The sequence below is a fragment of the Bacillota bacterium genome, from assembly GCA_013178415.1.
Lineage (GTDB): Bacteria > Bacillota > SHA-98 > Ch115 > Ch115 > Ch115.
In genome coordinates this window covers 37,716-60,350 of record JABLXA010000009.1, presented here as the reverse complement: position 1 = coordinate 60,350, position 22,635 = coordinate 37,716, and the positions used below count along the sequence as shown (strand labels likewise).

The 22,635-nt window shown below is 51.4% G+C and carries 18 protein-coding genes and 1 pseudogene; 18 read left to right on the top strand and 1 reads right to left on the bottom strand.

Features of this window, described 5'->3' with window-relative positions:
• Nucleotides 1-28: 28 nt before the first annotated feature.
• Together HPY52_09285 and HPY52_09280 are read left to right on the top strand one after the other, a co-directional pair.
• The gene (locus HPY52_09285; GenBank protein ID NPV80454.1) at nt 29-1,759 is read left to right on the top strand and encodes a 2Fe-2S iron-sulfur cluster binding domain-containing protein; all 1,731 of its coding nucleotides are present in this window, start codon (nt 29-31) and stop codon (nt 1,757-1,759) included.
• 216 nt (nt 1,760-1,975) lie between these two features.
• Nucleotides 1,976-2,758, top strand: a complete 783-nt coding sequence (locus HPY52_09280) for a hypothetical protein (GenBank protein NPV80453.1) — start codon at nt 1,976-1,978, stop codon at nt 2,756-2,758.
• A gap of 25 nt (nt 2,759-2,783) precedes the next feature.
• Here the strand turns inward: HPY52_09280 and HPY52_09275 are convergent, their stop codons facing one another.
• Nucleotides 2,784-3,005 (bottom strand): hypothetical protein, encoded by a 222-nt coding sequence (locus HPY52_09275; protein ID NPV80452.1) that lies wholly within the window; start codon nt 3,003-3,005, stop codon nt 2,784-2,786.
• 247 nt (nt 3,006-3,252) lie between these two features.
• On the opposite strand from HPY52_09275, the gene HPY52_09270 reads away from it, so the two are divergent.
• From HPY52_09270 to obgE, 16 genes and pseudogenes are all read left to right on the top strand, one after another.
• Complete coding sequence (locus HPY52_09270; GenBank protein ID NPV80451.1) at nt 3,253-3,426, top strand: hypothetical protein; 174 nt, start codon at nt 3,253-3,255, stop codon at nt 3,424-3,426.
• Between the two features lie 235 nt (nt 3,427-3,661).
• Nucleotides 3,662-6,844, top strand: a pseudogene (locus tag HPY52_09265) (isoleucine--tRNA ligase).
• A 534-nt stretch (nt 6,845-7,378) separates the two neighbouring features.
• Nucleotides 7,379-8,368, top strand: coding sequence for an Ig-like domain-containing protein (locus tag HPY52_09260; GenBank protein NPV80450.1), 990 nt, complete (start codon nt 7,379-7,381; stop codon nt 8,366-8,368).
• Nucleotides 8,369-8,378: 10 nt separating this feature from the next.
• Entirely contained in the window at nt 8,379-9,746 is a 1,368-nt protein-coding gene (locus HPY52_09255; protein ID NPV80449.1) for an MFS transporter, read from the top strand.
• A complete protein-coding gene (locus tag HPY52_09250; GenBank protein ID NPV80448.1) occupies nt 9,743-10,069 on the top strand; it encodes a hypothetical protein in 327 nt (108 codons plus the stop codon). Before HPY52_09255 ends, HPY52_09250 begins: the two co-directional genes overlap by 4 nt.
• Before the next feature lie 132 nt (nt 10,070-10,201).
• On the top strand, nt 10,202-11,845 hold the full coding sequence (locus tag HPY52_09245; GenBank protein NPV80447.1) for a spore germination protein: 1,644 nt from the start codon (nt 10,202-10,204) through the stop codon (nt 11,843-11,845).
• Nucleotides 11,838-12,953, top strand: coding sequence for a GerAB/ArcD/ProY family transporter (locus HPY52_09240; GenBank protein NPV80446.1), 1,116 nt, complete (start codon nt 11,838-11,840; stop codon nt 12,951-12,953). The genes HPY52_09245 and HPY52_09240 overlap by 8 nt, the downstream gene beginning before the upstream one ends.
• Complete coding sequence (locus tag HPY52_09235; protein ID NPV80445.1) at nt 12,954-14,195, top strand: Ger(x)C family spore germination protein; 1,242 nt, start codon at nt 12,954-12,956, stop codon at nt 14,193-14,195.
• 61 nt (nt 14,196-14,256) lie between these two features.
• Entirely contained in the window at nt 14,257-15,237 is a 981-nt protein-coding gene (locus HPY52_09230) for a M23 family metallopeptidase (GenBank protein ID NPV80444.1), read from the top strand.
• A gap of 61 nt (nt 15,238-15,298) precedes the next feature.
• Nucleotides 15,299-16,168: a hypothetical protein gene (locus HPY52_09225; GenBank protein ID NPV80443.1), complete on the top strand. Its 870-nt coding sequence runs from the start codon at nt 15,299-15,301 to the stop codon at nt 16,166-16,168.
• Nucleotides 16,169-16,306: 138 nt separating this feature from the next.
• Complete coding sequence (locus tag HPY52_09220) at nt 16,307-18,178, top strand: TIGR03960 family B12-binding radical SAM protein (GenBank protein ID NPV80442.1); 1,872 nt, start codon at nt 16,307-16,309, stop codon at nt 18,176-18,178.
• The gene (locus HPY52_09215; GenBank protein NPV80441.1) at nt 18,179-18,883 is read left to right on the top strand and encodes a DUF2344 domain-containing protein; all 705 of its coding nucleotides are present in this window, start codon (nt 18,179-18,181) and stop codon (nt 18,881-18,883) included.
• A gap of 87 nt (nt 18,884-18,970) precedes the next feature.
• Nucleotides 18,971-20,707: an Rne/Rng family ribonuclease gene (locus HPY52_09210; GenBank protein ID NPV80440.1), complete on the top strand. Its 1,737-nt coding sequence runs from the start codon at nt 18,971-18,973 to the stop codon at nt 20,705-20,707.
• Nucleotides 20,708-20,857: 150 nt separating this feature from the next.
• Nucleotides 20,858-21,226 (top strand): 50S ribosomal protein L21, encoded by a 369-nt coding sequence (gene rplU / locus HPY52_09205; GenBank protein NPV80439.1) that lies wholly within the window; start codon nt 20,858-20,860, stop codon nt 21,224-21,226.
• Between the two features lie 41 nt (nt 21,227-21,267).
• Nucleotides 21,268-21,540, top strand: coding sequence for a 50S ribosomal protein L27 (gene rpmA, locus HPY52_09200; GenBank protein NPV80438.1), 273 nt, complete (start codon nt 21,268-21,270; stop codon nt 21,538-21,540).
• 77 nt (nt 21,541-21,617) lie between these two features.
• Nucleotides 21,618-22,628, top strand: coding sequence for a GTPase ObgE (gene obgE, locus HPY52_09195; GenBank protein NPV80437.1), 1,011 nt, complete (start codon nt 21,618-21,620; stop codon nt 22,626-22,628).
• The last annotated feature ends 7 nt before the right edge of the window (nt 22,629-22,635 follow it).

Genomic DNA, 22,635 nt, shown 5'->3' with positions numbered 1-22,635 from the left:
TGATTGGTTTGAAGATGGAGGGAACGATATGGATATGGTCACGTTAACCATAGATGGTCAAAGGGTTTCGGTGCCCCGCGGAACCTCTGTGCTCGAGGCTGCCAGGGCCTCGGGGATCGATGTTCCCAGCCTGTGCTATCTTAAAGACATAAATGTCGTGGGGGCATGTAGAATTTGCGTGGTTGAGATAGAGGGAGCCAAGTCTCTTCAGGCATCTTGCGTTACCCCTGTCGCCGAGGGAATGGTGGTAAGAACCAACACCCCGGCGGTGAGGGAGGCCAGGAGGACAGTCCTTGAGCTCATAATATCCAACCATCCCCTCGAATGTCTTACCTGTGAACGCAATCGGAATTGCGAGCTGCAGGAGCTTGCTGAGCGTCTCGGAATCAGGGAAGTTGAATACGAAGGGGAGAGAATTGAATTTCCCAAAGATACCTCCTCTCCCGCCATTGTCAGGAATCCCAATAAATGCATTTTGTGCCGCAGGTGCATGAGTGTATGTTCTCAGGTGCAAACCGTCTTTGCAATTGCGCCCAACGAGCGAGGATTTGAAACGATGATCGCCCCAGCCTTCGGCGACAGTCTAGGGCAAGTGGCTTGCGCCCAATGTGGTCAGTGTACTCTTGTTTGCCCGACCGGCGCGCTTACCGAGCGAGACTCAACAAATGAGGTCTATGAGGCGCTGGCGGATCCCAATAAGCACGTGGTGGTCCAGACTGCCCCGGCGGTGAGGGCTACAGTTGGGGAAGAGGTAGGCTTGCCCCCAGGTTCTTTGGTCACCGGGAAATTAGTTGCGGCACTACGCCGCCTCGGGTTTGACAAGGTCTTTGACACTGATTTTACCGCGGACCTTACCATCATGGAGGAGGGCCATGAATTTCTGGAAAGACTCAAGAATAGAGGTCCCCTTCCGCTGATTACATCATGCAGTCCTGGCTGGATAAAATTCATTGAGCACTTCTATCCAGATCTTCTGCCCAATCTCTCGACGTGCAAGTCTCCGCAGCAGATGTTTGGCGCGCTAGCAAAGACATATTATGCTCAGAAGGCTGGCATAGACCCGAAGGATATCTTCGTGACATCCATAATGCCTTGCACTGCCAAGAAATTTGAGGCAAAGAGGCCGGAGATGACATCGAGTGGTCATGTCGACGTTGACGCGGTTCTGACCTCACGGGAGTTAGGGAGGATGCTCCGAAGCGCGGGATTGAAACTTGAAAATCTCCCTGAAGAAGGTTATGATGATCCTCTGGGGATATCCACAGGAGCAGGAGTCATCTTTGGGGCCACAGGTGGGGTTATGGAAGCGGCTCTAAGGACAGTATATGAAGTAGTAACAGATAGGGAACTTGACAATCTGGAATTCCAGGAGATCCGAGGCCTTACCGGCGTAAAGGAAGCGATCGTGCCCCTGGATGGCATGAAAGTCAAGGTAGCGGTGGCGCACGGGCTCGGCAATGCGCGTAAATTGCTGGACAAGGTTCAAGACGGTACAGCTGATTATCACTTCATCGAGATAATGTGCTGCCCGGGAGGGTGCATAGGCGGAGGAGGCCAGCCAATACCAACGGATGACGAAATTAGGGCGAAACGGATAGAGGCTATCTACCGAGAAGACCGGGGCATGAAGCTGAGAAAGTCTCATCTCAATCCTGCTGTCAAGGCCCTCTATGAAGAATTTCTGGGCAGCCCGTTGAGCCATAAAGCCCATGAGCTCCTGCATACGAAATATGTGGCCAGGGGGCGTTTTCCTAAGTAGTTTTCATAAAGAAGGATTTCTTGGGAAATCATGGTAGCAGGAATTTGCCGCTGGCTCTCGAATATAATGTACAGCTGATTTGTGTCTACCGGGCCTGAGATTCCCTCAGCCCGGTTATGCCTGTCAGATGGCGGAGTTTCGTGGGCTAGCATAGGAAAGAGAGCTTCTGGCAGAGGCCGGTATCCTCGCAGTATCGGTTTTGCGGGAGGTAAATCAATGCGGGTTTTGCGTGTTTTCTTTACGCGGAACTCATCTCCTCTCAAGGCTGCAATGGTTATGGCGTTGCTGATCGTTGGGGTTTTGGCATCTTGCCGGGAGACGGGGAATGCACAAGGGACGGTTGTTGAATTCAAACTCAAGCCCCAGGAAATCCTGAGATATTCGGTGCTGATCAGCGAGACGGTATATCGGGGTTCAGAGAGGACTGCGAATCTTTATCGGGAGGAAATGACCGTGGAGGTCGTTTCCGCGTCTAATAACCAGATAAAGCAGGTTATTTCATGTTCAGGCACGCATGTCAAAGAGGGCGGTGAGGCAAGCAGCCTGGGCCGGACTCGTTATACCATAACCATGACACGTAATGGCCGGATTTTATCGGCAGAAGGCTTGAGACCTTGGGACAAGAGGATAGTAGAGTCTATCTGGCTTTTTAGCGTGATGCTTCCGGAAAGGCCAGTTTCGCCGGGCGATGGCTGGGAAATAAACGACAAATTGCTGGGCGCCGCCGATGGTAGATTCCTCGCCGAGAGACGAAAATACACATTGCGAAGTGTGAGTGAGACGTCGGGCGGGCTCCAGTTCGTGGTAGATTATACTGTCTCCAGGACAGGAAGGCATAACGGCGCCACATCGACCTACATGAACCAGGGAACTTTTCATTTCCTGAATGGCAGGGTAGTGAGGCTACAGGGATCAGAGGTGTTGACGGAGGCCGGCAATAATGGAGACGAAAATGTCAAAGTCATAACAATGATCCAAGTGGACCTTATAGGATCCTGAGTGTATACATCCACTATGTTGCAATCTATATTACAACCGCGACGGAAAAGCTTGCGGGCTCAGTCTCATTACGGGAGATGACAATATTTTTGATATATTGAGGGCTGATGACTTCATGGACCTTCGCAATGAGCGCCTCTTTAGGGATGCACGGTTCATTGCCGAGGCTGGCTTCACGTCCTGCCTCACCCTCAGGTGACGGGACCATAGTAAAGAGCAAAACGCCTTTTATGTCCTGCAATTCCACAGTACCGCCTCCTTTTCGATTTGGGTAGTATACATAGTTCTATGAATAATAGTGAAATCCTTCTATTGCGAGCTAAATCTGCAAATGACTCATATACTGCTTGTGAGGGAATATTTGGACGTGGATTGAGACCTTTTAGAATACGAAGGAATTTTGTAATGTTATGACGAATTGCTATAAATGGGGATTCCAGATATCTGTTCCCATTCTGGGCCCATTAAAATAAACGGTGCGAGGAGGTGCAACCATGGCTATCAAATGCCCGGATTGCGGTGCCTATAACTTGAGTTCGGCTGAGACGTGCAAGAAATGCGGCGCTTCACTCGGACCATCACTTGTGCAAAAGACAGAGGCCGCGCCGCAAAAGACTCCTTTTATCAAAAGGATCATTCCGCGATTTGGCTCAACCAAGAAGAGTTGACTCCAGAATTACCCTGTGTTAGACTTACTGTATAATCCAATATTATGGCTGGAATTGTCTGATAATTCTACGTGCAGGTCGCGAGGTACGAGATAGCTGCAGTCATTGTGTGAGGTCTCAGTAGGCGGACGTGTGGTGCGGGCTTTGCAGATTCTGCGGGGAACTGAATGGCGCCGCGATGAAAAACTCTCGTCCCGACGGACGAGAGTTTTCTTATAGACAGGAGGAAACAGGGTTGTTCAGGAAGATTCCTTCAGATGTGAGTTTTCCAGATATGGAGGAACGTATAGGGGCCTTTTGGAAAGAGAATGGAATATTTGAAAAGAGTATGAAGCTCAGGTGCGACCGGGGGCGTTTCGTGTTTTTTGAAGGCCCTCCCACCGCTAATGGCATGCCGCATCCCGGCCATGCTCTCACACGGGCCATCAAGGATGTCTTTCTCAGATATAAAGTCATGAAGGGCTTTTATGTGGAGAGAAAGGGCGGATGGGATACCCACGGATTGCCTGTGGAGCTGGAGGTAGAGAGGGAATTAGGGATAAGCGGCAAGCCAGACATAGAGAAGTATGGCGTTGGTCGTTTCGTTGAGAAATGCAAGGAGAGTGTATTCAAATACAAGCGCGAATGGGAAAAGATGACGGAGAGGCTCGGGTTTTGGATCGATCTGGACAACGCTTATGTTACTTATACTGATGACTATATTGAATCCGTATGGTGGGCATTGAGGCAGATCTGGGAAAAAGGGCTTCTCTACCAGGGCTATAAGGTGGTCCCATATTGTCCCAGATGTGGCACTGCTCTCTCAAGCCATGAAGTGGCGCAAGGATATGAGGATGTCACCGACCCTTCAGTATATGTGAAATTCCGGGTGGAAGGGAAGGAAGACACGTATTTTCTCGTATGGACCACCACTCCCTGGACATTGCCATCAAATGTAGCCCTTGCTGTATCCAGGCAATTTGACTATGCGGAGGTCAAGCTCAAGGGCACCGGAGAGAGGTTTATTCTGGCAAAAGCCCTCCTTGATTCAGCGTTGAAAGATGATTATGAGATCCTCGATGAGTTCCCGGGCCGGTCTTTGCAGGGCATGCGATATGAGCCGCTCTTCCCGTTCGCGAAGCCTGACAAGAAAGCCTACTATGTGGTCACCGGCGATTTTGTGACACTGGAGGAAGGCACCGGGATCGTGCATATTGCTCCTGCCTTTGGTGAAGATGACATGAAAATGGCTTTGGAATATGATCTCCCAGTGGTTCAGCTGGTGGATGTGGAGGGGAAATTCACAAGCGAGGTAACCCCGTGGAAAGGGATGTTCGTGAAAGAGGCAGACCCCCTCATCATCCAGCAGATGAAGAAAGACGGCACGCTTTACAGGGTTGAAGATTATCTCCATACCTATCCGTTCTGCTGGCGCTGCGATACGCCACTCCTTTATTATGCCAGGTCTTCCTGGTTCATAAAGACAACAGCTGTCAAGGATGAATTGATAAAGAACAATAGATCCATCAACTGGCAACCGGATTATATCAAGGATGGTCGTATGGGGAATTTTCTGGAAAATGTGGTGGACTGGGCTGTGAGCCGTGAGCGTTACTGGGGTACGCCCTTGAATATCTGGATTTGCAATAGCTGCGGCCATCAACATTGCGTGGGGAGCATAGATGAATTGAAGCGCATGGCAAAATCTCTTCCCGACCATCTTGAGCTCCACCGGCCATATATAGATCAGGTCGTATTAAGGTGTCCTGAATGTGGTGGAGATGCTCATCGTGTGAAAGAAGTCATCGACGCCTGGTTCGACTCCGGGTCGATGCCTTACGCCCAGTGGCATTATCCCTTTGAGAGACAAGAGACCTTCAAGGATAGGTTTCCCGCTGATTTCATAACAGAGGCCATTGATCAGACACGGGGTTGGTTTTATACATTACTTGTGAATTCTACGCTCCTTTTCGGGCAGGCTCCCTACAAAAATGTGGTGGTCCTGGGCCATATCCTGGATAAGGAAGGCCTGAAGATGAGTAAACATAAGGGAAATGTGGTAGATACCTGGAGCATCTTCAATCAATATGGGGCAGATGCGATGAGATGGTATCTTTATACTGTGAATGCCCCATGGACACCGACTCGTTTTTATCCAGAGGCCATCGGCGAGGCTTCGAGAAGATTCTTGGGGACCTTGTGGAATGTATATTCCTTCTTTGTTCTCTATGCCAATATCGACGGTTTCGATCCGAGAGCCCATAATATCCCTGCCGGGGAAAGGAGTATCATGGATAGGTGGATCCTCTCCAGGCTCAATAGGACCATCCTCGAGGTCCAAGAGGGAATGGACGAGTATGATGTATCTTTCGCAGCGAGAAAGATAGAGGCCTTCTTGGATGATCTCAGCAATTGGTATGTGAGGAGATCCAGGCAGCGGTATTGGGGGCCTGAGATGACCACTGACAAGGCTGCCGCATACCTTACGCTGTATGAGTCCTTGACAGCTTTATGCAAGCTTGCGGCACCTTTTGTCCCTTTCATCAGCGAGGAGATCTATCAAAACCTGGTTCTCTCCCACCCGCAGCCCGGAACTCCTGAGAGCGTCCACCTATGTGACTATCCGGAGGCAGATGGGGCATTGATCTCGGATGAGCTAGAGGAGGAGATGGAGCTCGCCCGCAAGGTGGTCTACCTTGGCCGTGCAGCGAGGAGTAAGGTGAATATCAAGAACCGGCAACCTCTTGCATGCCTCACCGTGGTCGCTAAAGGCGAAAATATTGCCAAGATCGAGAGGACCAGAGACATCATCCTCGGCGAGCTCAATGTCAAGGCACTGGAGTTTGCGGATGACATTTCGGCATTTGTATCATTTGAAGTCAAACCTAGATTTGATGTCCTCGGTCCACGGCTTGGAAAGCTGATGCCCCGCGTGCAGGCTGCCTTGAGGGAGATCCCCGGGGCATCCCTGGTGCAGGAACTCAAGACAAAAGGGATAGTGAATGTTGACCTCCAGGGTGGAGAAAGGGTGCAGCTTATGCAGGATGACCTTGTCATATCAACGAAGGAGAAAGAGGGCTATGTATCGGTAGAGGAAGGCGGCATCGCTGTCATCCTGGACACCAGGATTTCTCCGGAGCTTCTGAAGGAGGGCCTTGCCAGAGAAATGATCAATAAGATCCAGGCTATGCGCAAGGAAGCTGATTTCAATATCGAAGACCGGATCGCTGTGCAATATTGGTCAAGCGACCTGGTCCGGGAGTCGGTGGATGCATACAGGGATTATATAATGGGCGAGACTTTATCAGAGTTTCTGGAGTATGCAGGGATATATCCAGTTCATTCAAAGTCTTCTGACGGACAGGGGGTAAGCCCAGACGGAATCCTGACAAGGGAATGGAATCTGAATGGGGAACCGGTTCTGTTAGCAGTCCGCAGACTCGGCCCATCACCGCGGCGACATGAAATCAGCGCAGGGGGAGTAGTGCTTCGCGGCAATGAGGTCCTTATCTTGAAGAACCACAGAAATGAATGGGTCTTGCCAAAGGGGCATGTGGAAGAGGGCGAAAGCCTCGAAATGGCTGCGTTGCGAGAAGTGGAGGAAGAGGCTGGGGTCAAGTGCGAGATCATGGGGCCCGCTGGCATCACCAAATACTCCTTTATCTCGGAATCTGATGGTAGCTGGGTATCAAAGGAGGTTCATTGGTTCATTATGACCCCCCTTGACGATGAGGGTCCACGGTTCAATAGCAATGAAGGTTTTTCCGTCGCGAAATTCGTACCAATAGATGAGGCCGAAAGGGTCTTGACCTTTGATGGAGGTCTGGCGCGGGATGTATGGCAAAGATTCTATGCAGGAAAATGTAGATCTTAGGCGAAAGATCTATTAGGCGGGTTCTGTCTTCACTTTGCTGTGTGGGGTGTGGGGCGGGAAAACAGGCTCTATGCCTGCAGTAGCGCGGGGGGTTCGAAAATGAAAAATCGACAGAGATTATCTTTAATGGTCATCTTGACGGTAGTTATGGGAATCTTCGTAGCCAATTTGTCCCTTAATTCCCAGGTTGCATGCTCTGAAGGCGCTACACCTAAGGCCGGCCCTCCCCGGGTGGTGCAGGTCTATCCTTCACAGGACATGAAATATGTGCCTGTTGACAGCGGAATCCATATCATGTTCAGCGAACCTGTGGATCGTTCAACTGTCGTCCAGTCGGTAACGGTTGTTCCTTCTCTGAACCTCATCTACCCCGACAGCTGGCAGTTTCTGAACAATGATTCAGTGGTGGTGCTGATACCGGCAAAGCCCCTACAGTATGGTACCACTTACACTATCATGTTAAAGAGAGGTGTCCGGGATAAGGACGGGGAAGAGATGGTCTCGGATTATGCCTGGACTTTCACCACCCAGTCAAAGCCAGCGGCACGTGGGGATGTCCCGGTAAATGGGGATTTTGAAAATCGGAGTCTCCTTGGCTCGTGGAAGGCTGGTTCGACAAGTGATCCCGGCGCTCCTGAACCAAAGTTCAGTATTGTCCAAGGTGATAAGGGGCTCGCCTTGACGATCTCGCGCGTGCCTCATCCATCTCTCGCTGCTGCCTGGGTGGAACAGGCCCTTGACATGGATGTGCCTTCGTATGGCCTTGTCTTTCTGTCATTGGACGTGAAGCTCGGGGACTACACCAGGCATATTTACACAGACAAGGAAATCTATCCAGCCAGGGTGGTGCTGGGCTACCTCGATCGCCTCGGGAAGGAACACGTTTTCGCGAGGGCCTATTATTATCACCTCCCAACTCAGGGAGGGTTGAACTCCTATGCTGAATTTCAGGAGCTCAATACTTGGACGACTTGGAGGTACAATCTCAGCATTCTGAATCCGCGTCCTGCTCGTCTCAAGTTCATTCGCCTGGAGAGCGCCGGTTTTGGCTGGGATTCGTCATTTGACAATGTCAGGATAGTGTTTTGATGCCGGGTAAATGGACTTTGAGGCGAATATGGGCGGCCAACAATCACCAGCATGCGGTAATCGAGAGTCGTCAGGAAAGGGCGGACAGCACTCCCCTGGCGTTGTAAGGTGGAATTTACGCGCCACCACAGGCGAAGGCATGGCTACCAACTTTGCCTTTGGCCTTGTAAATCCTTTTATCTCAGTATTTGCCATCGCGCTGGGGGCCGGCAGCCTGCTGATCAGTATGCTGAGCGCCCTTCCAGCGCTTGCGAACGTTGTCACGTTTATTGTGGGTCCTCCATATGTTGAGCGGCACAGACGCAAATTGCCATTTGTGTTCCATTGGGCAACGATTCATAGATTTTTCTACCTGGCATTTGTCACCATCATCTTTTTGCCAGCATTCAAGGGAGAAGCATTTGTGCTATTGTTCAGCCTCTCAGCCATTCCTGCGGCGTTATGTGGGCTGGCCTGGACGGACATGATGGGATATCTATTCCCTGAGCGGCAGAGGAGCGAGCTTTTTGCCAAAAGGAATGTCTTTGTCGGATTTGCGGGGATCATTGCCACGTTCATAGCGGGTTACGAGCTTGATCTGATCTGTTTCCCATATAACTATGTACTACTGTTTTGTTTTGCCTTTGTCATAAGCCTCGTGGGCCTGAAATACCTGAAAGAGACAATTGATCTTGGAAATGTGGCAAATAAGGGATTTACTCGCACCTTCCGGGATAGGGTGCGGGCGCTGACCGGCGATCCGGAATTTGGAGCGAAGTTTAAGTATTTTGCTTTGAGCTGCACGGCGCTTTGGAGTGGCTTTGGGTTTACTGCCGCGATGTGGCCGATCTATCACGTAAATGTGCTTCATCTACCCAACAAGATAATCGGCATGCTTGGGGTTGTGAGTGGCTTTGTGATGGTTCTTTCGTATCCCTATTGGGGTAGACTATCCAATGTCAAAGGTGAAAGATGGGTCCTGCTCATTTGCATGGGAGGTCTTACGGCCTTCACATCTCTTTATGTGATTTATCCTAATTATCTCTATCTTATGCTGCTTCAGGCGGCTGCAGGCGCTTTCACAGGCGGGTTGAACCTTGCGGTATTTAACCTGCTCCTGGCATATGCGAAGGCTGAAGAAAGAGCTAATGCGACGGGGGTATTCAACGCCATGCTCAACGGGGCCGCGTTCATCGCTCCCTTTATCGGAAATATGTGGTATGAAAGGTTCGGGCTTTATGCTACGTTTCACACATGCACAGCCATCCGGTTCATGTCGATGGTCTTGCTGTGGAGAATCATGGAAACCAAGCTCCCGGGCAAAAAGACATTACACGAGTTTGGACGGCGCGTCCTGAGGGGACCTAAAATAAAGATACGGGAGGTGGTACGCAGGTGAAACTCATAATCGCCATTGTGAAGGATAACGATAGTATCGTCCTGTTGGATTCTCTGGCGGAACGGCGGATTGGCGCCACAAAACTCGCCTCCACGGGAGGCTTTCTGAGGGAAGGCAATACCACACTGTTTATTGGGACAGGGGATGGCAAGGTCGATGAGGTAATTGATTTGATCAGGGAGACCTGTCCCAGAAGAACTCGTGTCGCGCCACAGTTTACCCCTGAACAGGGTCAGTTCATCGCTCCTACCATGCCGATAAATGTAGAGACGGGCGGCGCAATAATCTTCGTTCTTTCCGTGGAGCGCTTCGAACACATCTAACGGGAAAAGACCGCTGAATAGGGATGGCGGAGGGTCGGCAAGTATATATACTGCCGGTCCTCTTTTTTATTGGGAGAAAGGGGGCCGCGCAGCAGGGAATCTAGCATTGCGCTAAAAAAGGATGGATTGGGATTGGGTTTTGATCAGACCCCGGCTGAATTCCCCGAGAGATTTTCAACCAAGCTCGGTGAAAACCTTGAATTAATCAAAAAGACCATCGGCCGCAGTAGTGATGTTTTGATCCGTGAATTCAACGTCGCTGGTAGGAAAGATCTCCGGGCTGCTGCCGTTCTGGTCGACGGCATGATAGATAAAGTGCAGGTCGACCGGGATATCCTGGAGTCTTTGATGTACAGAGCCAGAAACGATTTGGTGAAGGCGAGGCCTGAGGATGTCCCTGAGGTGGTCTTAGATTATATACTTCAGGTGACTGAGGTCATGACCCTGGATAAGGTGGCCGATGTCCTTTCTGATATTCTCTCCGGCAACACCGCAATGTTTTTTGAGGGCCATGATAAGGTCCTCATGATAAATACCAAGGGATGGCCCCAGAGATCTGTCCAGCAACCCATATCTGAGCCAGCTGTCCGAGGCCCTCGCGATAGTTTCACGGAGAATATCAGGACAAATACGGCCATATTGAGAAGGCGGATAAATGACCCGGACTTGATCATAAAGGCATTCAAGGTAGGTACCCGGAACCAGACCCATGTTTCAATAGCGTATCTCGCTGGTGTTGCTGACGCGGATGTGGTTGCAAATCTCGAGGGGCGCATCAAAGCGATAAAGGCCGATCGGATCCTGGGAAGCGGGGCATTGGAGGAACTATTGTCTCAGCCTGCACTATCGCCTTTTCCAAAGGGGCTTTCTACTGAAAGGCCTGATAGGGTAGCCGGTGGGATCCTGCAGGGGCAGATAGCGGTTCTAACTGACAATACACCGTTTGTGCTGCTTGTCCCGGCAGTGTTACCAACCCTCATGCAAGCATCAGACGACTATTATCATAGATGGATTTCCGCGACTTTCATTCGGCTCATAAGAACCGTCGGCTTGGCGCTCGGGCTATTCTTGCCATCGCTTTATGTCGCTCTGGCGGCAGTGAACCCAGATATAATCCCTCTTGGCATGGCTTTGGCCATAGCCGCATCAAGGGAGGGTATCCCGTATCCGGCCATCGTGGAGGTTTTTCTCATGGACCTGGCTATGGAGCTGTTGAGCGAGGCTTCCAGCAGGCTGCCGACATATATAGGGGCATCCGCCACGGTAGTAGGTGGGCTGATTATAGGGACCGCGGCAGCTCAGGCAAGAATCATAAGCAACATAATGATAATAGTCGTGGCAGCTACAGCCATCGGTATATTTACCATGCCAAACTACGAGCTTGCCCTTGCGTGGCGGATGTCCAAATTCATACTTTCCTTCCTGGCAGCGTTCTTCGGCCTTTACGGGGTCACCCTTGGATTCATAATCCTGCTGGCCTATCTTGTAATGCAGGATTCCTTTGGCATACCATATCTGAGCCCGGTGGCTCCGGTCAGGGGAGGGGACCTGGCGAAGGATATGTTGTGGAGAGCCCCGTGGTGGAGGCTTGATAGGCGCCCCCGGACCTTTCAGGATGAAAGCGAAAAGCGTGGGCCAGGGGATCAGCCTGGGGCCGGTCATTCCGATGATCAGCGCATGCCGCCGGGTTCCTCCACCGGCTCTCCCGGGAAAAGGCGCAGGACCCGGAAACCCCTAAGGCTCCCATCGCGCAGGAAGGGGCCGGGAAATGCATAAGGGCAAGGTCTCTGATTGGCAGGTTTTCCTCCTGGTGTTCATTACGACAATCTCTACTCCCGTCTTCACACAGCCTTCAAAGGCATACTGGATCTTGGAATATGGCGGGTGGCAGCTCATACTCGTGGGGCTCATTGTGGCCACTGCGGGGATATTGATCTCATCGCTGCTGGCCAGACGATTTCCCGGGGAAACATATGCTCGCTACTCGCGGAGTTCCATGGGCGGAGTTCTGGGATTTATCTTCACTCTTTTGCTTGCCATCTGGTACCTTGTGGCCGGAGCACATGACAGTTTCCTGATGGCCCGGGCCGTGAGACTCGCGCTCCTTTACGAAACCCCGGTGCTTGCCATCTTTTTGGGCGGCGCTTTGAGCGTGGCCTACCTGGCCTGGGGCGGGCTCGAGAGGCTTTCTAGATTCACGGAGGCTGTGACACTGGTTCTCATTCCTCTCCTTGTGTTCATGCTGACTGCCCCATTACAGCATGCTGAATTCCGCAATCTCCTGCCTGTGTTTAAATTTCCGGCGCGTCAGTATGTGACCTTGAAGTTTTGGTTCGCTGCCTATATGTTCAGGGGGTTTGCCCTTTTATATATGATCCAACCTTATATGGCGAACCCTCATAGGGGGGGCATCATAGCATTTTGGGCGACGGTGGCTGCCGCGGCTTTCTTTGCACCGACATTCGCCTATCCGGTCATGGTATTTGGAATGCCTGTGGCCAAACTGATCCTATGGCCTTTTTGGATCGTTATCAGAATCACCAGGTTCAGTGGTTTTCCCGTGGAGAAACTCCTCTATTTTGCAACAGTGGCATGGCACATAATGGCTACAGTGAGTACCACAGTATTTCTCTACCTCAGCAGCGTCGCTATGGCGGAGCTTGCTGGCCTGAAGCACCATCGTCACATGATGTTCGCCTTACTGCTGCCATGGACCTTTATGAGTATGTTTCCAAGGAGTTATATGGAATTTCATACGTTTGACGATATTTATGTGGCCCTCGGATGGATCACGACTATAGTCTTGCCCCTGATCACGCTATTGGCGGCGCATCTTCGCGGGGGCAGCGTCAAAGCCAAGAATAAAGGCAAGGTTGGAGGATAAATGAATCTTGCTTCAACTTCTTATCGCATGCGTCTAATTGTGATGTTCATCTTTCTGGCGGGTGTAGCTCTCTTTTCATCCGGATGTTGGGACATCGCGGAGGTGGATCATAGAGCGTTCATTTCGGCCCTTGCGGTCGATATGGACAAAGGCGGAAAGTTCAAGTTGAAAGCAGTAATCCCGATCCCGAGAGGGGTAGCTGGCGGAGGAGCCGGGGGTGGGGGCGGGCCTGCGGGTCCGGCGGTGCAGATCATAAGCGCCTCGGCGGAGACCTTCGCTGATACCCTGGGGCTGCTGGGGGAGAAGACTGACAGGATTATCGACCTGGGACACTTGAGGTCAGTGATAATTGGGGAATCACTAGCCAGGAAAGGAATTGATGATAAGCTGGATGGGCTCTTCCGGCACCCGGCTATGGATGGTACCGCTGCCGTTTTGGTATCAGAGGGAGATGCAGCTGATGCCATCGAGGCAAGCCCTCCTGCTGAGCTTTTTCAGGTCATTTACTTGGAACGCTATTTTTACAAAGATGGTCTGGATACGCCTAGGTCTCTCAGAGTGGAACTCTGGAGGACATATATGCTTCTCAATACCCCATCAAGGCAGCTCTTCCTCCCCCGGATCAGGGCCATCCGGGCAAAGCCGGAAAAGGGCGGCGAAGGAAAGGGCAAGGACACAGCCGGGGGCGGACAGAAAGGCGTCTCCAAGGAAGAACAAGATCGGCTCGAGATCTCGGGGTTCGGCGTCTTCAAGGATGGACGGCTGGTTGGATGGCTCGAGGGCAAGGACGCCACCGCCTTTGGATGGCTCATGGGCAACCGCCGGGGAGCAAATATTGTGATAAGTGTTCCCATAGAGCATGACAAAAAGGTGGTTGTCCAGATTCTCGATTTGAAATCATACCGGAGTGTCAGGCGGGGCAAAACGGGATATGTGATCGCCCTTCACCTGTCCGCGACAGGCAATGTTTTGGAGGCGCAGGACATACATTTGCTTCCTGGTAAGGATAAGACCCATGCCCAGATCGTGGAAAAATGTAGACAAACCATGTCAAGCACAGTAAATGGCCTTGTCAGAAAGCTTCAGAAGGACCTCCGTGTCGATGCACTGGGCCTGGGCGAGGACGTCAGAAGGCAATTCCCCGACGAATTTGATCCAGAACAATGGAAAATGGAGTTTCCAAATGTCGAAATAAAGACAGAAGTGAGATTAAGGGTGAACCAGCTGGGCATATTCCACTAAATCTCATAATATGCTCTATATGGAGGCAACCTGAATCATATTTCTCGGGTTGGGGAGAGAAGTGTCCAAGAAGACTTTGCTCAGAAACTCCCTTGTTTCACTTTGTATTTTCGTAGTAGTCGGGGCAATAAGCGAGATAAATGCGCCATGGGCCAAGATGGCGCTTGATCAAATCTCACATATATTAAGTTTTGAACCAGACTATAGGGAATCAATAAGAGGGATTCAGAGTTATCTAGCTGCTGAGCTGGATAGTCTTTGGCCGGACTTAGCGGATGCAGGGATAATGCCCGGGGGCAATTCGGCGGCAAATCCTCCTCAGAATGAAGCCCCCGGAGATTTGGCAGGCAAGGCAATAGAAAAAGCATCGCCGGTGCCAGAGAAGCCGCCGGGTGCTATCGATCGTTCGCATAGCCTTCCCGATCGTGGTGGGCTGGTCGCTGACCGGCCCACTGAGGCCATGAGCCAGGCCATGAGCCAGGCACAGTCTGCCGAGGTGCCACAGCTACAGGCTGCCGCTAGATCTCCAGAGTCGGAGCATGCAATTCAAGAGGAACATGAAGAGCCCAAGCAATCTCAGATTCGCGTAACTCCGCCGAAATCGCCGGAGGCGGGGGACAAGGCCCGCGAACGTGGGGCAGAATTCATCGCGCCTGTCCAGGGTGAGATAACTGACGGATATGGATGGAGGATTCATCCAGTATATAGGAAGCGTTTGTTTCATGAAGGTATCGATGTGGCCGTGAAACCCGGCACTCCGGTCGTCGCGGCCTCTGCAGGACGTGTAACAAGGGCCGGGCTTGCAGGGTCGTATGGACTCCTGGTAGAGATCCAGCACGATGACGGTATAGCGACACTATATGCCCATTGTTCCAGGCTCATGGTGAGGCGAGGGGCCCGAGTGTTTGCCGGACAGAAAATCGCCGAGGTTGGCAGCAGCGGCCTATCTACTGGGCCACACTTGCATTTTGAAGTCAGGCGCAATGGGAAGGCGGTGAATCCTCTCGAGTTCATTGAGAGAGCCTCGTTCGAGAGGAGGTAGTCATTCCAGCCGAAAGATGTTAGCGCTTTTTTGATCCGCACCAGGAAGGGTGATTTGGGCAATGACGCTCGCAAAGATTCAAGGCGTGCGCATAGCCTTTGACAACCTCTTCCTGGTCCTTTTCATCGTTTATGCATGGGCCGGGCTTCTGTGGGAGATCGCCCTGATCTTTGGAATCGTCCTGATACATGAGGCAACTCACGTTATCGTCGCCTCTTGTTATGGCATGAAGGTTGATGAGATAGAGATCTTGCCATTTGGAGGGGTTGCCCGCCTTCAGGATCCCCTAGAGATAGACCCTGCAGCTGAGATAATGGTCGCGCTCTCCGGCCCCGTTGCCAATCTCCTTCTGGTGCTTGGCGGAATATGGTGCGCGTCAAATTTTAAAGTATTTGAAGGTATCTGGGATTTCATGATAGAATCCAATCTAGCATTGGCTACGTTCAATGCCCTTCCTATTTTGCCATTGGACGGGGGACGGGTTCTCCGGGCGGCGCTGGTCCCTCATATGGGCTTACGCGATGCCACCTTTGTCATGATCCGGGTGGGGTCTATTCTATCAATTCTGCTCGCTATTCTATCAATTGTGGGCTTTGCTCTTGGATGGCTGAATGTCACCGCTCCAATAGTTTCGATCTTTCTTCTCGGTGCCGTGACAAAGGAGAGACGTCAAGCAGGATTCACTCAGGCAAAGCAGTTGGTAAGGAAAATTGGAGCCCTGAACAGGGAGCGCGTGTTGAGCGTGGAGGCCCTGGCAGTCCGGGGATCCACGCATCTCATGGCTATAATCCGGCGTTTCGTACCCCACAAATATCATGTTATATTCGTTTTGGATGAGGTGGGCGGCGTAAAGGGGATCCTGTCGGAAGACGCGATAATCTCTGGGGCGACACGGTATGGCGTAGATATCTCTGTCGATCGTTTATTATAGAGATATCACCGCGGCATTATGGCCATATCCTTTATGGTATAATACAATATAATCGTCGACATCAATATAAGAGGCAGATATCATTAAGAAGGAGCAGGCAATGCAGTGGCAGACGGGGCTTCTCTATCAGCCGAAGATATTAGTAGGGTTCTCAATGATGATTTGCTCCTGAAGGTGAGCAAGCCAGGGCGTTATATCGGAAACGAGTGGGGGGTCATAAAGAAGAAGCACGAAGATTGCGATGTGACTTTTCTCCTGGCCTTCCCGGATATCTATGATGTAGGCATGTCTCACCTGGGGCTTAAAATACTCTATTATATTTTGAATCAACGGAGTGATACATGCGCGGAAAGGGTGTATGCGCCATGGCGGGATATGGAAGATGCCATGAGGGAGCATGGAATCCCGCTTTTCTCGCTTGAATCGCGGGTTCCCGCCCGTTCCTTCGACCTTGTGGGGTTCACCCTTCAGTATGAGTTGAGCTACACCGCTATCCTCAATATGCTTGATCTAGCTGGCATACCTCTTACTTCCGAGGCGCGTGGCGAGGATGATCCATTGGTCCTGGCAGGTGGTCCGGGAGCCTATAATCCTGAGCCGCTTTGGCCTTTTATCGACCTTTTCGTGATAGGGGAAGGGGAGGAAATTGTCGGCGAAATTGTGGACTGCTATAAGGAGCTGAAAAGGGGTGGGGCGCCCCGCCGTGAGAAAATCCGCAGGATGAGTCAGATTGATGGGGTCTACGTGCCGTCTTATTATAGACCGGTATATGATGATGGAGGTGAGCTGAAAGGGGTCGAGCCTACGATTTCAGGTATCCCCCAGGTTGTAAAAAAGAGGATTGTGAAGGATCTTGATAAGGCCGTCTTTCCAGATGAATTCGTGGTGCCATTCATGGAGGTGGTCCACGATCGCGCCATGCTGGAAGCTTTTAGAGGGTGTACAAGGGGATGCAGATTTTGCCAAGCCGGAATGATATATCGACCTGTTCGCGAACGCTCTCCAGAGAGCATCGTTGATCTGGCAGGCAGGATCTACAGGAATACGGGATATGATGAGATTTCATTATCTGCGCTCAGCATCCTGGATTATTCATGTGCAGCCCAGGTGCTGCACGATCTTGTAGAGCGGTATACCCCTCATGGGGTAACCATTTCTCTCCCATCTATTCGTGTAGACTCTTTTTCCGTTGACCTGGCCCGTGAAGTAGAGAAAAGCAGGAAGACAGGCCTTACCTTTGCTCCTGAAGCAGGTTCTCAGAGATTACGAAATGTTATAAATAAGGGCGTTAAAGAAGAAGACCTGATGGAGGCCGCCAGAGCGGCTTTCGACGGGGGCTGGGACCTCATAAAACTCTACTTTATGATCGGGCTTCCTACGGAGACAGATGAAGACCTAGAAGGAATAGTTCGTCTGACAAAGGCCGTACATGAGCTTGGAATGAACTCTCGAAAAAAGGGATCCAGTGAAGCCAGGAGATCTCCCAGGGTCACGGCAAGCGTCGCGTCATTTGTTCCAAAGCCCCATACTCCATTTCAATGGTGCGGTCAGGTCCCGATCGAAGAACTCCGCAGGAAACAGGGATTTCTGAAGAGACGCCTGACTGGAAAGGGGATCAGTCTTAATTGGCATGACGCGGGAATGAGCCTTGTGGAGGCGGCCATTTCAAGGGGAGATAGAAATGTGTCCAAGGCCTTGATGCGGGCCTGGGAGCTTGGGAGCCGTCTCGATGCATGGGGTGAGGAATTCAGCCTCGACAGATGGCGGTCAGCCTTCAATGATGTGGGGCTCTCCATTGATTTTTATGCAACGAGAGCAATTGGGCTAGATGAAGTTCTTCCCTGGGATCATATAAGCGCTGGCGTAAGTAAAGATTATCTGAAGGAAGAGTATGGACGAGCTTTACGCGGTGAGATCACTCACGATTGCCGATATGATCGTTGTACTGGTTGCGATGTTTGCCCAACTCTCAGGACAAGTCCCAAGCTATATACTGGGGGCAAGGTATAGATGTCCATGAGGATACGTGCCAGAATGGCGAAACAGGGGGACGCAAGGTTCACTTCTCATCTTGATTTTATGCGCACTATCGGGCGTGCCGCCAGGAGGGCTGGTATAGCAGTGGCCCTCACCAGGGGATTTCACCCACATCAGAAGATCTCCCTTGGGCCGGCGCTCGGCCTCGGGATATCTAGTACCTCGGAATTTGCCGACTTTGAGCTTGACCAGTCGATCGCCGAAGAGGAATTTCGCAGGAGAATGAACGAATCTCTTCCATCCGGGATGCGCGTATTGGATGCGCGGATCATTCCATGGCATTGGAAACCCCTTTCTGCTGTGATCGACGTGGCCAAGTACACTGCGCAGATAGTAGCGCCCGAGGAAGCATATCCGGGGCTTGCCGGATTTGTGGAAAAGAGCATTTCCTCGATGATGAGCGAAAGGGAGTTTTTCGTCACTCGCGCCAAAGACACAATAGAGGAGAAAATAAACATAAGGCCCAGGATCATCGGCCTCAGTTTTTCATTGACGGATGAATGTCCATCTATCAAGATGCTTGTTACTACGGGTAATCGGGGGAGCGTGCGGCCTGACGAAGTCTTAGATGCCATATTTACTGGTCCTTTCAGGCCCCTCGGCTATTCGATCGAAAGGACCGGTCTTTTCATGGAAAGACAGGGACACCTGATCTCTCCGATGGAAGCGGGTGAATGAGATTCTTGAATGAGGTGCTCATGAAACAAGAATTAGCGCCCCAACCTTCAGGTTTCCCAAAGGGAAGTTTTTAGGGGGCACGAATGAATGCCAAAGGAGATATTGGTAAATGTTGAAGCCGCTGAGACTAGGGCGGCTGTAATTGAAGATGGAGTTTTAGTGGATTTCTTGGTTGAAAGGGCCGGACACCAGCGACATGTTGGCAACATCTATAAAGGCCGCGTGGAAAATGTGCTGCCGGGGATGGAAGCAGCTTTTATAGACATAGGTCTTGAAAAGAATGCATTTTTATATGCCGGAGATGTCATAGTGAGTCCCGATGAACGCGAATTTGACGATATGCCCCATGAAAAAGCGAGATCGATCAGAGATCTAGTTCGAGAGGGTCAGGAGATCATAGTGCAGGTCGCCAAAGAACCCATAGGGACAAAGGGTCCCAGGGTAGTCACGCATATAACTCTGCCAGGGAAATACGTGGTCTTGATGCCGACTGTTGATTATATAGGGGTATCGAGGCGCATACCTGACGAAGAAGAAAGAGCGCGTCTCAAGGCAATTGCGCATTCCATCAAACCCAAGAGAATGGGGCTGATCGTCCGAACGGCGGCCGAATCAAGGGACGAGAAGGATCTTATACAGGAACTCCATTTCCTCATCAAATTGTGGAGGAGGATCCAGAGCCGCAGCAGGCGGGCCAAGGCGCCATGCCTGCTGCATCAAGATTATGACCTGATATATAGGATCATAAGGGATCTCTTTTCTGAGAATGCCGACACCTTGATAATAGATAATGCAGCTGAATATGGGAAGGCCATTGAACTGCTCAGAATCCTATCCCCTCATCGCGCGGGCAGGGTAAAGCTCTATCATAATGATGGGATTTCGCTCTTCGAGGCTTATGGTATTGAAAATGAAGTTGATAAGGCCTTAAGACGCAAGGTATGGCTGGATTGCGGCGGGTACCTCATCTTTGACCAGACCGAGGCCCTCCTCAGCATAGATGTAAATACTGGTCGATATATCGGGAGCAGCAACCTGGCAGATACAGTCTTGAAGACGAATCTTGAGGCTGCCACGGAGATCGCCCACCAGCTAAGGCTCAGAAATGCAGGTGGCATTATCATCATAGATTTCATCGACATGGATTCTGAGGAGGATAGAAAAAAGGTCCTGCAAAGGCTTGAGGATGCGCTGAGGGCTGATAAGACCAAGACCAGCATCCTGGGTTTTACGCAGCTTGGACTCATTGAAATGACCAGGAAGAAGACACGCCCCAGCCTCCAGGATATACTCGAGAGAGCCTGTCCATATTGTGACGGAAGAGGGCGGGTACTCTCAGAGGAGACCATTGCCCTTAGGGCTGAGCGTGAAATAAAACGGGTGGCTCGCAGCACGAAGAAGCCTGCGATGCTGATAGAAGTGCATCCTACAGTGGCATCATTGCTCATAGGCACAGGTGGCGCTAACCTGGCCAGGGTGGAGCAGGAGACAGGCAAGTTCATCTATGTCAAGGGATCTATAGACATGCATGTGGAGGACATAGACATAGCATTTGTAGGCACCAAGGAAGAGGTTGAGGCCAGGGCTATCCCTGTCAAGGCGGGTGATGTCATAGATGTGGAAATCGAAGAGCCCCACGCTTCAAACCCGAGGGATGGGATCTGCAGGCTGGAGGGCTACATCGTGGATGTTGAGGGGGGAGGAGCGCTTGTCGGCTCGACGGCGCGTGTCGAGATAACAAGAGTTTTCAGGACCTATGCCCGGGCCAGGCTCATTGACAGCGCCATCGGATCCGGTTCAGACGCAAATGGCGTCTATGCTTGACATCATTTTGTACGCCGTGCTAAAATATGCTGGTGCCATGCTTTAATTGGCATGGTTGGTTTGCGTACCATGCCATAGCCGCATATGGAGGGCTGCAAAACGCGAGTCGCGTGCCCTACCGTAGCGAGATTTCATCAGGGGTTGAGATCAATGTATGCGATTCTTAAGACAGGCGGGAAACAGTACAGAGTGCAGGAAGGCGATGTTATAAAGGTCGAGAAACTCGGCGTGCAAAAGGGGGACACTGTTGAGCTAGGTGAGGTGCTCTTATTGAGAACCGATGATGGCGTCAATGTAGGGCACCCGGTAGTGCCGGGCGTAAGTGTCGTGGCTCGTGTCTTAGATCAGGGCAAATCCAAAAAGATCTTAGTGTTCAAGTATAAGCCAAAGAAGAACTACAGGCGCCGTTATGGGCATCGTCAGCCATTCTCGGTGCTCAAGATAGAGAAAATCAAAACCTCGGATTCAGAGGCCGATAAAGATGTAGTAGAGACGGTCCCGGAGGAAGCGCAAAGTTAGTGCTTTTTGCGATGGACGGAGACAAACGGGGGTGATTCCGTATGGCACACAAAAAAGGTGTAGGAAGTTCGAGGAACGGGCGTGACAGCGCAGCTCAACGACTAGGAGTTAAAAGACATGATGGCCAATTCGTTACAGCAGGAAGCATAATAGTCAGGCAAAGGGGTACCAGGATCAAGCCTGGGATCAATGTTGGCCTTGGCAAGGACGATACCATATTTGCCACGACTGATGGTTTCGTTGCTTTTGAAAGGGCAGGTAGGAATGGCAAGAGGGTCAGCGTTCGTCCGGCTCCTGTCGTAGCTGCCGAATAATCAGCGCTTGTTCTTTTTTGACCCCGGGGATGCTCCCACGGGGTCGTATAGTCTGAAGCGGGTAGGAGTGAGGTCTCCTGTTTATTGATACCGTCGAGATCTCTGTAAAAGCGGGAGATGGCGGAGACGGGTGTGTAAGCTTCCGACATGAGAAATATGTGCCGAGAGGCGGTCCTGATGGCGGTGACGGCGGCAGGGGCGGTAGCGTCATATTGGAGGTGGATCCGACTCTCTCTACCCTGATGGATTTCAGATACAAAAAGCACTACAAGGCCGAACGCGGAGAAAATGGCGCCGGGGCCCGAAAACATGGCAGGGACGGTGTCGATCTTGTCCTGAAGGTCCCCCCTGGCACACTCGTCAAAGACGCTGATACTGGCGAAATTCTCTACGACTTGGTCAACCCTCACGAGAGGGTGGTTATTGCGCGTGGGGGCCGAGGCGGAAGGGGAAATCCTCACTTTGCCACGCCCACTAACCGGGCGCCAAGGATAGCGGATGAAGGCGCTCCTGGTGAGGAGAAGAGGATAATACTTGAGCTAAAGTTGATAGCCGACGTAGGACTGGTGGGTATGCCAAACGCCGGGAAGTCCACTCTTATAGCCAGCATTTCCCGCGCTAGGCCGAAAATCGCCAATTACCCTTTCACCACTCTTGTTCCGAACCTCGGAGTTGTGACCAATGAAGATGGAACTAGCTTCGTTGTGGCAGACATCCCAGGCCTTCTAGAAGGGGCCCATAGAGGGGTCGGGCTAGGTCACGATTTCCTGAGGCATATAGAAAGGACCAGGATTCTCGTTCATGTCATAGATATGGCGCGCTCTGACATGAACGAGGTTTTGCGGGACTTCGATGTGGTCATGGATGAACTTTCTCAATATAGTGAATCTCTGGCAAAAAAGCCCATGATCATTGCCGCAAACAAGATCGATATGCCGCAGGGTCGCGCAAATCTGGACTCTGTGAGCCAAATGTTGGCTCATGATAGGGGATTTGAGCTTTATGCGATCTCCGCGCTTACAGGAGAAGGGGTCCCGGCATTAGTGGAGGCTATGCGCAAAAAGCTGCAAGTCGTGGACAATCGCTAAAGGGAGC

Excerpts from the sequence above, each read along its gene's own strand:
- rplU (NPV80439.1), top strand. The coding sequence starts at position 20,858 with ATGTATGCGATTCTTAAGACAGGCGGGAAACAGTACAGAGTGCAGGAA.
- HPY52_09280 (NPV80453.1), top strand. The coding sequence starts at position 1,976 with ATGCGGGTTTTGCGTGTTTTCTTTACGCGGAACTCATCTCCTCTCAAG.
- HPY52_09270 (NPV80451.1), top strand. The coding sequence starts at position 3,253 with ATGGCTATCAAATGCCCGGATTGCGGTGCCTATAACTTGAGTTCGGCT.
- HPY52_09255 (NPV80449.1), top strand. The coding sequence starts at position 8,379 with ATGGACTTTGAGGCGAATATGGGCGGCCAACAATCACCAGCATGCGGT.
- HPY52_09210 (NPV80440.1), top strand. The coding sequence starts at position 18,971 with ATGCCAAAGGAGATATTGGTAAATGTTGAAGCCGCTGAGACTAGGGCG.
- HPY52_09235 (NPV80445.1), top strand. The coding sequence starts at position 12,954 with ATGAATCTTGCTTCAACTTCTTATCGCATGCGTCTAATTGTGATGTTC.
- HPY52_09260 (NPV80450.1), top strand. The coding sequence starts at position 7,379 with ATGAAAAATCGACAGAGATTATCTTTAATGGTCATCTTGACGGTAGTT.
- HPY52_09285 (NPV80454.1), top strand. The coding sequence starts at position 29 with ATGGATATGGTCACGTTAACCATAGATGGTCAAAGGGTTTCGGTGCCC.
- HPY52_09225 (NPV80443.1), top strand. The coding sequence starts at position 15,299 with ATGACGCTCGCAAAGATTCAAGGCGTGCGCATAGCCTTTGACAACCTC.
- HPY52_09240 (NPV80446.1), top strand. The coding sequence starts at position 11,838 with ATGCATAAGGGCAAGGTCTCTGATTGGCAGGTTTTCCTCCTGGTGTTC.
- HPY52_09215 (NPV80441.1), top strand. The coding sequence starts at position 18,179 with ATGTCCATGAGGATACGTGCCAGAATGGCGAAACAGGGGGACGCAAGG.
- rpmA (NPV80438.1), top strand. The coding sequence starts at position 21,268 with ATGGCACACAAAAAAGGTGTAGGAAGTTCGAGGAACGGGCGTGACAGC.